This window comes from Bradyrhizobium daqingense, from assembly GCF_021044685.1.
Lineage (GTDB): Bacteria > Pseudomonadota > Alphaproteobacteria > Rhizobiales > Xanthobacteraceae > Bradyrhizobium > Bradyrhizobium daqingense.
In genome coordinates this window covers 923,880-935,941 of record NZ_CP088014.1, presented here as the reverse complement: position 1 = coordinate 935,941, position 12,062 = coordinate 923,880, and the positions used below count along the sequence as shown (strand labels likewise).

The 12,062-nt window shown below is 61.6% G+C and carries 6 protein-coding genes and 2 pseudogenes; 1 reads left to right on the top strand and 7 read right to left on the bottom strand.

The window, feature by feature from the left end; all coding sequences use genetic code 11:
- Positions 1-92: 92 nt before the first annotated feature.
- The 3 genes and pseudogenes from LPJ38_RS04280 to LPJ38_RS04270 form a co-directional block, all read right to left on the bottom strand.
- Positions 93-995 (bottom strand): annotated as a pseudogene (locus tag LPJ38_RS04280) (YifB family Mg chelatase-like AAA ATPase); the annotation flags it as partial.
- Between the two features lie 571 nt (positions 996-1,566).
- Positions 1,567-4,116 carry a Ulp1 family isopeptidase gene (locus tag LPJ38_RS04275; protein WP_156902877.1) on the bottom strand — a complete coding sequence of 850 codons (2,550 nt, stop codon included), beginning with the start codon at positions 4,114-4,116 and terminating at the stop codon, positions 1,567-1,569.
- A 379-nt stretch (positions 4,117-4,495) separates the two neighbouring features.
- Complete coding sequence (locus LPJ38_RS04270; RefSeq protein ID WP_039186464.1) at positions 4,496-5,836, bottom strand: IS1380 family transposase; 1,341 nt, start codon at positions 5,834-5,836, stop codon at positions 4,496-4,498.
- A gap of 492 nt (positions 5,837-6,328) precedes the next feature.
- Here LPJ38_RS04270 and LPJ38_RS04265 point away from each other — a divergent pair, with 492 nt between their 5' ends.
- Positions 6,329-8,122 carry an AIPR family protein gene (locus LPJ38_RS04265; RefSeq protein WP_018644988.1) on the top strand — a complete coding sequence of 598 codons (1,794 nt, stop codon included), beginning with the start codon at positions 6,329-6,331 and terminating at the stop codon, positions 8,120-8,122.
- A 528-nt stretch (positions 8,123-8,650) separates the two neighbouring features.
- Here the strand turns inward: LPJ38_RS04265 and LPJ38_RS04260 are convergent.
- The 4 genes and pseudogenes from LPJ38_RS04260 to LPJ38_RS04245 form a co-directional block, all read right to left on the bottom strand.
- The gene (locus LPJ38_RS04260) at positions 8,651-9,547 is read right to left on the bottom strand and encodes a ParB/RepB/Spo0J family partition protein (protein ID WP_018644989.1); all 897 of its coding nucleotides are present in this window, start codon (positions 9,545-9,547) and stop codon (positions 8,651-8,653) included.
- 5 nt (positions 9,548-9,552) lie between these two features.
- On the bottom strand, positions 9,553-11,157 hold the full coding sequence (locus LPJ38_RS04255; RefSeq protein ID WP_018644990.1) for a recombinase family protein: 1,605 nt from the start codon (positions 11,155-11,157) through the stop codon (positions 9,553-9,555).
- A gap of 9 nt (positions 11,158-11,166) precedes the next feature.
- Positions 11,167-11,340: a hypothetical protein gene (locus tag LPJ38_RS04250; protein WP_018644991.1), complete on the bottom strand. Its 174-nt coding sequence runs from the start codon at positions 11,338-11,340 to the stop codon at positions 11,167-11,169.
- Between the two features lie 45 nt (positions 11,341-11,385).
- A pseudogene (locus LPJ38_RS04245) lies at positions 11,386-12,030 on the bottom strand (magnesium chelatase domain-containing protein); the annotation flags it as partial.
- Positions 12,031-12,062 lie beyond the last annotated feature (32 nt).

Sequence of the window (12,062 nt, the reverse complement as noted above, 5' to 3'; positions counted from 1 at the left end):
CTACTCGCCGGGCCCTGTACGGGAACTGATGGGCCTTATGGTTTGCAGAGCGTAAAGGAAACTCGTTACCGCCGGGTTGATGCGCGCGATGATCACGCCAGCTGCCGCACATCCTCCGCGAGTGCACGGTAGGACAAGGCCTCGGCGAGGTGGAGCCGCCCGATTTTGTCGGCATTGTCGAGGTCGGCGAGCGTGCGCGCCACCCGCAGCACGCGGTGATAGCCGCGCGCCGACAGCCGCATGGTCTCGGCGGCGTCGCGCAACAGCTTGGCGCCCTGCGCATCCGGCTTGGCGATCTCTTCCAGCACCGAGGCCGGCGCCTCGGCATTGGTGCGGATTTTGGGCAGGCCCGCGGCTGCATAGCGCGCCAGCTGGATGTCGCGCGCAGCCGCCACGCGCGCGGCGACTTCGGCCGAGCCTTCCGCCGGCGGCGGCAGGATCAGATCGGCCGCGGTCACCGCCGGCACCTCGATGCGCAGGTCGATGCGGTCCATCAGCGGACCGGAGATGCGCGCCTGGTAATCGCCGGTGCAGCGGTCGATGCGGCCGCGCTTGCAGGCATAGCCGGGCTCGAAGGCGTTGCCGCAGCGGCAGGGATTCATCGCGGCGACCAGCATGAAGCGGGCAGGGTAGGTGACGCGGTGATTGGCGCGCGACACTGCGACCTCGCCGTTCTCCAAGGGCTGGCGCAGCGAATCCAGCACGCGCGGATCGAACTCCGGCAACTCGTCGAGAAACAGCACGCCCTGATGCGCCAGCGAAATCTCGCCGGGCTTGGCGCGCATGCCGCCGCCGGTGAGCGCGGCCATGCTAGCGGAATGATGCGGCGAGCGGAACGGCCGCCGTGCGGTCAGCGCGCCGCCTTCGATCTCGCCGGCCACCGACGCGATCATGGAGACTTCGAGCAGTTCGCTTGGCGACAGCGGCGGCAGGATCGAGGGCAGGCGCGCGGCCAGCATCGACTTGCCGGCGCCGGGAGCGCCGATCATCAACATGTCGTTTCGTCAATGGGAAAACGGGACTTTCTAGCGGGTCCCCTATCGCGCACTGGGGCCCCTTTTTAGTTGACCCCGGCCCCCCAATTTCGAATGTCCGGCTTAAAGGGCGCAGCCGCCGCCGACGTGTCGCAAGCAGTGTGCTTCCCCTAGCTGTCGCACGTTGTGTCACTGCGGTTATCTTGCGGCTGTCTAAACTTTTCGGGCATTGCGCTTGGTTGCAGTGGAACTAAGGTGCTAGCTAGGACATCCATGATTTGCCGTCTTCTGCGCTGTAGCAGGCAGCACCCTGCAGGTGATCGCAATAATTCGTCACGATTCGCGCTGAACTAACTCCGGCAGAATGGTCTCTCCAGGAACCACCCGCCGGCCCGACGCACAGCACGATTTGCTTTTATAGCCGCTGGCGGCGTTGTGAACCCTCTTCACTGCCTTTTTAACGGCGTCGACCCTTACAGGTCCTCCTGCATTCAGCTGATTTCGTGCGCTTGCTCGCGGCGACAGCGGCCGGTCCTGAAACGCCGCCGAAAACCCTGGAGATCGACACGCCTACCGGACGGGCGCATCGCCATCAACCCCTAAGCCGGTCCCGGAGTTCCTGCCGATTGGCGACGAGGTTGTCGAGGTGCAGCGGCTCGGCTTGTGGCCGCTCTCCTTGCGCCAATCGTCGAACCAGCTCCCGTGTGCCATCCACCACGAACACGCCGCAATCATAGCTGTTCTGCTGCGGGGCCATTCCGGCTCGCTGCAGAGTCAGGCCCAGCCGTTCTGCGAGCCGTTCTGCGGGCTCGTCATTGTGTCCCTCGACGGAATCGTAATGATAGGCGACCGGCACTCCTCGCGTGCAGCGATCTACGAGTAGCAGCGACCAATGGGTGCCGTTAGGATGGGTTGGACTGGCATCGGTCACTGGCAGGAATAGGAAGTCGGCTACATCATTGTCATGATCATAGACGATGCGCTGCAATGCGCTGAGCGCGTCGCGCTCGGCGCCCCAACTCAACCGAAAGGCAATGAGAGGATCGACGAACCGCGTTCGGGCGGCAAGATTCGGATCATTCATTTGCAACTCCTGCGTCAGGAGCTCGTAGTCCCTCTGGATATGCTCGTCGCCCAGCCACTGCATGGGGTCGAGAGCCCGCCCGCTACGGTCGTGGGATGAGGCCGCCGGACCCGACGCCCCGATCTCGGCACCGGAGTGTATGCGCGGGAACGCCGACAGATAGTTCGCGTAATCAGGCAGCTCCTCCGGTGTGGACGGCAAATCAAGGACGTTGTAGACGTCTGACGGTGCCGCTGGCGCAGCTTCATCAGCAACTTGAGGATGATGGATGAGGTGAACGTCGTTGGGTCCTTTCGGTCCCAAAACGGCCGTGTAGCGTTCGCCGCCAATCTCGTAGTTCATGATTGGATGTTCCGCGACAGGCAAGAAGTCCCACTTGCCCAACGTGGACAGCATCATGTCGGGCGCCGGCTGGGTGCGATGAGAAAAATCCTTGGGAACGGCGAACGAAACATCGAATGTATCGCCGACAGCGGGAGACCGCAGGTGAATGAGCCGAACATCATCGGGCCCTCCCGGTCCCAACACGGCCGTATAGCGTTCACCGCGAATGTCGTAGGTCTTTACCCGCTCTGCCACATCCGGAAACTGACCCCAGCGGCCCAACCTGGACCGCATCATACCCGGCGCAGGCTGGGTGCCGTGGGAGAAGTCCTCGGGAGCGGACAAAGACGCATCAAAAGTCTCGCCGAGCGCTGGGAACACCGCCTCAGCCCGGTCGGACGCCGGCGCGGCTTGCTCCATCCTGCGTGAAGGCAGTGCTGGCGAGGCTTGATTCCCCGACGGCGCGCTGGGCTGCGGAGCGTTTTCCGATCGAGGATGGAGCGGGAAGCTCTGCCTGGTCATCCCCGCGGGCACCAACAACGCCGTGTAACGGTCAGTGTTGATCACGAAGCTGGTCGGTCGGTTGTCCCCGCTCGGGAGGACGCTGCTCCTGCTCGGTGCAGCAGGTTGTTCATGCCCGCTCTGCTGCATTGTGGGCTGCCTCTCCAATTCGTGGAGGGAAGCCCGCATCAGCACGCCAGCGTCTGCATTGAGGTCGTTTGGATTGACGAAGACTTGCGGCAGGGCGGAATGATCATCCAGCAATCGGCGAACTTTCGCAGGAGGGGACTCTGGATTAAACGTGAATCCCTCTGGCTCTACGGAGAAGGGCGGCTGAGCGGGGTGGTCGCCTAGCCGTCCCTGAATTTCCCCGCGAAGCTCATGCTCCAGCCGCTCAAGTTCCGATGGATCGGCCGGCGGCTCCTCGGCCTCATCATCGAACAGGCCCCAGACTTCCGCCGGAACCCCGCCTGACCTGGGCGACGGGACACCATCGCCCCCGGCTTCCCGAGGGCCGCCCGGACCTGAAACTTGTTTCGCGTCGAGCTGGTCACCCAACGTCCCCAACGCGGAGATGAGAGTTGCGTGCGTCGGAAGCAACCTACGAGCGAACGCGACTCGCGAATCCTGATCCAGTTCAGATATCGTCTGGCCCTTGCCCTTGAGTTTGTCAGAAAATTGGCGAAGAGCATTCTGATATAAACCAAAGGAACTCTCGTTGAGTCCGCCGGGATTAGTCAGATGCTCTATGAGAAGGGCGTCTTCCGCTGAGGGGGCAGCGCGTCGCGCGCCATAAGCTACATGGCCCGGCTCATAATACGCACGAAGGATGTTCAACCCCGTTACGATAGCATTGTCTGACGGAAAGTAAGCTTTGGCGTGCTCGGCCAGGGATTGGTGATCCCTTAGATCGGTCGATTGGCCACGACCGCGGATGTCGTTTATCAATCGACGGAGTCCTCGAGCATACTGATAGACCGTTGTCGGTTTTCGCGGACCTGCATATTGAGCAATCGCCTTGTCGATAATGTCCCGATCTTCCGTAGAGAGATTGGGATGGTGGCTCCGGCTCGCCCCCCTAGAGACAGGAGCCGGATCAGGCGGGCGCGCCTCGGCCAAGTGCTGCTCAAAGCCCTCTTGCCCGGCCTGGCCGGCGTGCGTCTCTTCCGAGACGTCGTGCTGCACTTGCGACCAAGCTGTTACGTTGGATGGATCAAAGTTCTGCCGGTCCACGCTAGCCTCACGTCCAAGATCACTTGAGCAGACCTATAGTCGCGCGAGCTTTCGAGAAGCTGACGAGGCCGCGTAGAGCCGCGGCGGGATGTTGCTCGGCTTGCCCGGGGTGCGTCTGTATGGCACCTTACGGCTCGGTAGGGCGCGCCCAACATGGCCCCCACCGCAGTCTTGAGGGGCGGCCCTCTAAAAGGGGTGCGCGGGTGCGTCTTAGCCCGTCCTATTCGTGAGAGTGCGGCTTTTGGGCCCGATTGATGCGGCCGCACATCTTGTCTGACGAGGCGCACAGGATTGCCTTCGGCTTTTCGCCGCCTGACGACCGGTACTTGCAACGCGCTTGAGGGATGGGTTGGGCGAACGGGGGCGGACGCCCCGCCGGTCAAGGACCGAGCGGCAGCAGCGCGCCGGGCAAGCCGCAGATCAGGTCGGCTTCGGGACATGCCGCGGCAAACGCAAGGCGAATGCGGCTCGTGGTCTCGACGACACGGGCGGCGATTTTCAAGAGCCGAAGACGCAGCCTCGCGAACTCGGCAGCGGCCAATTCCCGGGCTTTGGGAATGGCGTCGCGCACGGTCAGCATCAGCCAATAAGCGGCCGTATGGAGCACGAGACGGACCTGGTTGGCGAGCGCCGAACGGCAGCTGGTGCGGTCGGAGGCGAGCTGCGTCTTATGCAGCTTGATCAGATTCTCGGCTTGGCCGCGCGCGCAATACAGGCTGTCGTAGATCCACTCGGCCGAGCCGACATCGAGGCTGGTGACGACGAAACGGATGTCGAGGCCGAGCATCGTCGCCTCAATACGGGCGACGGTGCGCCGTTCGCGATCCCAGGACTTTGCCTTGTGGCGCGTCTCGGTATAGCCACGCAGAACCGGCAGGTTCTCGATGGCGCGTCGGGTGCGGATGTCGTCGGCGACCTCGTCGACGCTGGCGAGCGGCTTGGTACCGGACAGACCGAAGATGTAGTCGATGCCGTTGGTCTCGCACCACGCCATGGCCTCCGGCCGGGCATAGTGCCCGTCGCCACGGAACGTAATTCGCGTGTTGTGCCACCGCGTCCGGATATGCCGTACCAGGCGGCGCAGAAGGGCACGCACCTCGACGCCGCCCGGCGTCTTGCCGGGCCGCAGCACGACCGCCACGGGCCGGCTCTTCTCCGTGTCGTAGACGTGGATCGGCAGGAAGCAGCGTTCGTCATAATGAGCGTTGAACAGCGAGAGCTGCTGATGGCCGTGGACGACATCGCAGGTATCATCGATGTCGAGCGTGACGGATGCCGGCTCGCGCGGGTAGCTATCCATCCATGCGTCGACCAAAATGTAGGTCAGCCGGATCACGTCGCGCAGGCGCGGCGCATTCTCCAGGCGTGACAGCGTCGGTTGGGAACACAAATCCCGGCCCGTGTCCGGTAGGCGACCGCAGGCCAGCTTGAATGCGGGATCGGACCGCAGATGATCGAGGTCGTCGGCGTCCTCGTAGCCGCAGCAGATCGCGAACATGCGCGCGCGGAACATATCGACCAGGCTGTGCACGCCCCGCGTCGGATCGCGCCGATCCGGGAACACCCGGGCCAGATTGTCGGCCAAACCGAGACGCCGCTCGGCCATCGCCAGAAGCATCACGCCCCCGTTCGAGGTTAGGCGCCCACCATCGAAGGCAGCTGTGACTTTCTTGGCGTGAACGGCTGGAAACGAGAAGGGCGGAATCGTATCGTCGGTCATGGCGGGCGTGGCGTTCGCGGTTGGAGGTGATGGGGTTGGCTTCGCAACCGAATCCTACGCCGCATCAGCGCTTTACCCCTCAGGCGCACTCTTACGAATAAGACGGGTTAAGTTGAAGAAAGATTGAGTGACTCCCGATCATTTCTGTGCCGAAACGTGGAGTCGCGGTCGTGCCGCGTCCAAAGAAACCGGCGCGAGCGGCCTATTAGACGCGGTAGGTGATCAGCCTCCGAAACGAGACTATCAAGCATGAAGAGATCGAGCGCGAGGCAGAGGTTTTATTTGTGTTGAATTCTTGCTTCTCGATAGTGGTCTGAAATCGTATCATCGGTCATGGCGGGCGTGGCGTTCGCGGTTGAAGGTGATGGGGTGGCTTCGCAACCGAATCCTACGCCGCATCAGCGCTTTACACCACGCTCGCCAGCCTCTCAGGCGCCCTCTCGCGAATAAGACGGGCTAGCCCCGACTGTAAGCCGTCACTAGAGGAACCCCATGACCGCCGTCAATCCGCTGCTGTCGTTGTTCAAGGAGCAACTTGAGGCCGAGTGCAAGACGCTATCCGATCACCATGGCCTTACAGAGCGAGGCCATTCCCTCCTGTATTGGTATTTCAATCGTCTCCATGATTTCATGGACGCAGACGTCGAGGAAGTGTTCTGCGACGGTGGCGGGGATCTGGGCATCGACGCTCTGTGGATCGACGATGATGAGTTGGTCCACTTCTATCAATTCAAAAACCCGCAGAGCATCGACAAGGGGATCCCGACTGGCGACGTAGATAAGGTCATCTCTGGCTTGGGGTTGATTTTGAACCGAAAGCACGAGGCGGTAGCAAATCCTGATCTCAAGGCCAGACTTGAGGAACTCTATCAGCAGGTCCCAAACGGTTACCGCATTCACTTCGTTAGCAGTGGCGCTGGGCTGGCTCCCGAGGCAAAGCTCAAACTTGACACATTCGTCACGGCGTTAAAGGGCCGTGCCGCCGATAGCTTTATTGAGTGGGATGAACAACCTATCGAAATCCTTCAAGAGCGCTTCTACCAGCACTCCCTTCCGGCTGTTAAGGATCCGCTGCGACTTGACGTTCCTGTAACTCCCTACACCCAACGATCCGGCATTGCGGATTGCTACCTGTTCTCTATTCCTGGAAACACGTTGGCCGAACTGTACGCGCAACACGGAGAGGGATTGCTACAGAGGAATATCCGGGTTGATCAACGCGATACGGCTACCAACAGATCAATCGAGGCTACGTGTACGGGCGATGGTTCTGTTAACTTCCTTCACTTCAATAATGGTGTGACGTTCCTGTGTGAGAAAGCGTTCTATGACGTTTTCCAAAAGACCTTGACCTTGGAGAGGGCTCAGGTCGTAAACGGTGGCCAAACGATCCGTGCGCTGCATCGAGCCCTCGAAAAAAGGAAGCTGAAGTCAGACGTTATCGTTCCAGCGAGAGCAATTACGTCAAGTGGTCACAAGGACTTCGCTAACGATGTCGCAGTCAATCAAAACAACCAAAACCAAGTTGGCACCGGCTTCCTGCGGTCGAACGATCAGCGCGTCGTTCAACTAGATCATGCGCTTGCCTCGCTTGGGTGGTTGCTGGAACGGCGAGAGGGAGAACTGACTAGCTTGACGGACACCGAGCGGGTGGCTCTTGAGCGGCGTATTGGCCATCATCTTGACGGCCGCATCATTCGCCTAAAGGACGGCGCGCAAGCCTACACCGCTACATTTTACGGCCAGCCGGAAATCGCGAAGAAGAACGTGAAGAAGATTTTCCTCTCGGTCGAAGATGGCGGTTACTACGAGCGCATCTTTTCCGGTGACATGACCGCAGAGAAAATCGTGATCGCTCACGACCTGAAGCAAAGGCTTGACGATTTTGTGAAGCGGTTCACCGCAATCAGGCGGAAAGCGCAGGCTTCGACTAACTTGAAGACTGTTTATGAACCCATTCTAGGAGAGCCTCTAGCGCAGAAACACAGCGACGTGATGCACCAAGTGATCCCGCAATGCTCGTTGTTCATCTGCGGCACAATCTACAGGGAACTAGTTGAGATTAGAAAGACGGCTCTAAAGGACATCTCTAAAATCGTGAGCATGGAGGCAGACGAGCTAATTCGCGCGCACTTGCTCCATATCATCGACTTTGCCAAGAACAACAAAGACAAGGCCGATAAGAGCTGGCCCGTGCTGCTAAAGAGCAACGCGTTTTTCAATCACATAACGGCATACGTGGCCGGCGTCGCAAAGGGCCGCGCTGCCGCAGGATCCGCCCATTAATCGCCGCGGTGGATCCCTCTCGTAGTGCAGCGGGTCTCCTATCGCTGAGCCTCGTTCGGCGGGTACCCTTTTTGGCCTCAAGCCCCGGCCGGATTTCAGGGCCGCCTTGACGTGTTCCTTGGCTGGTTGTTTCCGCCGATGCTCTGGTCGATGCGGCTCCTGCCGTTCTGATGGCGGAGAGCCCGCCCCGGATGGATCCTCTTGGCGGTCGGCGGTGCGGGTTTGGTGTCTCGGTGGGTCCTGCGGTCATCCAAGCCCCCAATCCCTGCAGAGCGCTTGAGCGTTCCGGTGGGCTCTCCTGCTGCGTCCTCGGGGTGGGGGGACGCCCCTAGTGCCGCGCCTGCCACCCGCGTTGATACAATATTGTGGCCGATCTGGCCCCAATTTCACGGAACTCCGGGGGGGGGCCGTCTGGCGCCTCCCCACGTTGTTATAAACTGGCAGCGTATGTCTCCCCTTCCGGGTGCCTCAACTGAGGAGCCCCGTCTCTCAACCTCCCCAAATGGGGGGTGTAGTGTTTGGGGACCTTCAGAAGTCCTCATCGGGCGTTTTGTCGTCCGGGTCGTAGGTCGCTTCGGCCGGCTCCGTCCATTGGGCCATGAGGGCCTGCGGGAGCCCATCGTTCAATTTGGCCAGAGCTATAGCCGTGATGTCCGGGTTCTTGGTCAGGCGTGCTCCCAGTTTCGCACGGGCGATTGCTTCGACCAGTTTCTGAGCTTCAGCCTCGCGCCAATCCTCAAGCTCGGCGTCCTCCGTAATCCCCTGCGCTCGTCCGCGCGCCGTGTTCCAAGACATCTCCAGAACGTCGTCCGCTGGCAGCCCCATCTCCCTCAGCCTCTTCAGCACGGCCCTCATGTTGCTTACGCTGCTCTGGGCAATACCGGCGTCTCTGGCGATGCTGGAGATGCTGTCCCCGTCCTTGTCTTGCCTCACAAGCCTCCACGCGGCTGCGAGCTTGTCCGCCTTTCCCATTGGGATCTTATCCCGAGAATTGCTTCGCAGGGCAAAGCGCTCTGCCTCCTCTAATGTCCCGAGGAACACCTTGGCTGGGACCTGGCGCACACCCGCCGTGTCGTAAGCCGCTAAGCGGTGGTGGCCGTCAATTACGTAGAACCCGGTCCCAACAGCGAACACTGTGATTGGTGGCAGCTTGAACCCATCACGCAGCGCCCTTGCCATGTCGTAGATGACATCATGTCTTGGCACCATGTTGCGCTTGGGTAGCCGCCATTGGAAAGCCTTCTCCGCGACCCTAATGGTGTCGCGCTCCAGCACCGTCCCTGCGCTGGCGTTCGCCGGGAGCACGGGTTGCTCCTCGGTCCTCAGTCGGGCCTCAAGGTCTGCAATGCTCTCGTAGGTGTCTGCGGGTGTCTGGATGTCAGTGCGGGTGAACGTGCGCTTCCGTTGCGTATTCTTCTTGGCCACTCGGCTCAGTCCTCTTCCATCATGTTCTCGATTGAGTTGGCGTCCCAATTGAAGCGGCTCGTCATGAAAAGCGTCTCCTGCGGGGTCTCCGCGTGGTGCCACCAGATGTCCAAGCCCGCTTCCTGCGGTCGCATCACCATCTTGCTTACCGCTCCCCGCAAGGCCTTGTTGGCCTCCTCCGTGTCCATGGGCTCCCTCGTGAGCGCCTTCTCGACGGCGGCCAGTCGCATGTTCACGTTGGTGCTTCTGAGGGCGTCCCTGCGTTCCAACAGTTTCCTCAGCGCCTCCCGGTGCTCATCAAGTTCGCGCTCGGCGTCCCGGAGCCGTTGTGACGCGGCCCTGCTTTTGTCGGTGATGCGCAGCTCTAGCAGCTCGTTTACGTAGCCTTCACCTACATCGACTGTCCCCTTCAACTGCTCGATTTTGGCGTCCATGTCTGCGGTGTTGCTGCCGGTTGGCGCATCATCGAGCGTTCCGAGCAAGCGGAGCCTGAAGGCGCTTACGGCTTCGGCATAGGGGACGCTCTCGTATTTGCATGTCCCTGATTTCCCGTGCGCCGCTGCGCACACGAGATACACCTGCTGCCCTTTGTTGACCCGAGTAACGGTGCCCCCGCAGTGCTGACACTTCATGAGCCCCGCGAAGATTGACCGTGTGGGCTCCTTGGCGTTCTTCCCTCGTGGGGCCGTGGTGCTCAGGCGGGCGTTCACACGCTCGAACAGGTCCCGGTCTACCGCAGCGGGGAAGCGGTGCGCGATAGGCTCTTGCGGTGTCCGTTCCTTGGTGCGCTTGCCATCAATCTTCCGCACCGTGTGCGGCACAAAGACCCCAATGGCGGCCTTGTTGGTCAGGAGCTTGCGGATGTAGGAGCGGTGCCAATACTTGGCCTTCCACTTCCCCGCGCCCCATGTGTCCTCCTTGGTATCGTTGAGGTGCGCAGCGATGCTGTGAGCCCCCGTTCCGTCGTCAGACATCTCGAACATCCACCGCAGCAACTTCGCTCGGTGTTCAATCAGCTCATAGCTTGCTGTCTGGGTGTTCCAGCGGATCCACGCGGGGAGCTTCAGGGTGTAGGGCTTGGTGAGCTTCTCCTGCCCCCTGAACTTCTCCCGTCTGGCGGCGTGCGCCTTGGCCACACGAACGCCCTTGGTGGCGCTCTCTTCGTTGGCGCGGATGAATTTGAGCACCATCATCATGAAGAGGAACGGGTCCTTTTCGAGCGTCTCGGCGCTGTACTCCCGTCCTCCATCGGACAGGTCCACAACGGTGATCCCATGCTCGATGATGTCTTCAATGACCCGCACCGCCCGTCGCGCTGCTTGCCTGCTGATGCGGTCAAGGCTCTCGACCAAGAGCCAAGAGCCGTGCGGTATCGTCCCGTCCTTGACGCGCTCAAGGAACACCCCGAGTTCCCCAGTCTCTCTATTGGCCCCTGTGAAGCCCGAGACGCCCTTATCTTGAAAAGTCAGCTCGTCATCCAAGGTGACCTTGGTTGCAGCGGCCCACGCCCGCGCTGCATCGGTCTGACGCTGGAGCGAATGGCCCTTGGCCTGCTCAGGTGTGCTGAACCGAACGTAGCTGTACGCCCTCGGGAGCCGCTGCGTGTCCATGGGCTTCCCTCAGCGGCTCAGAGCTTCGCGTGTGACCGTGGCGAGTACGGTATCGACGCAACCCCACCGGACGGCTAAGCGGTGCGCCCACGCCTCCACGCGTTCCCCAAGGGCTTGCTTGCGCTCCCCTGGGATCTGTACGGCCCAACTGAACTTGATGGCTGCGGTGGTGATGCGGTTCATGTCTGGTCTTCCCTATAGCGCCCACTTTGGGCATTGGGAAGATCACATGAGCAGGTGATGCCCGCCGGCGGCTGCGATCTCCAGCGCCCGCTTGGCGCTCTCCTGGCCCTTGATGTCGCGCAGGTCGAGCGAGGAGGCGGCGGCCTCGTGCACCTTCGGCGAGGGCCGCGACAGCACCTGGGTGCCCTTGAAATGGTTGGCGATCTGGATCAGCGAGCTCGCTGCGATGATCTGGATGTCGGGGCTTGCCCAGGCCGCTTCCGAGCCGCAGGCGGCGGGGCAGATCAGGCCCTCCTCGCGCGCATTGGCGCCGATCGCGGCGGGCAGGACGCCCGCGACCGGCGCGATCGAGCCGTCGAGGCCGAGTTCGCCGAGCACGGTGAAGCCCGTCAGCGCATCCGGCGGAATCGCGCCGATTGCCGCCATCAGCCCGAGCGCGATCGGCAGGTCGTAATGGCTGCCCTCCTTGGGCAGGTCGGCCGGCGCCAGATTGACGATGATCCGCCGCGCCGGCAGCGCCAGCCCTGATGCGATCAGCGCCGACCGAACCCGCTCGCGCGCCTCCGACACCGCCTTGTCCGGCAGGCCGACAATGGCGAAGGCCGGCAGGCCAGGAGCGACCTGCACCTGCACGTCGACCGCGCGGGCCTCGATCCCCTCGAAGGCGACGGTAGAAACCCGCTGAACCATGCTCGAACCAGCCTGCCCTTTGCTCAATCGAG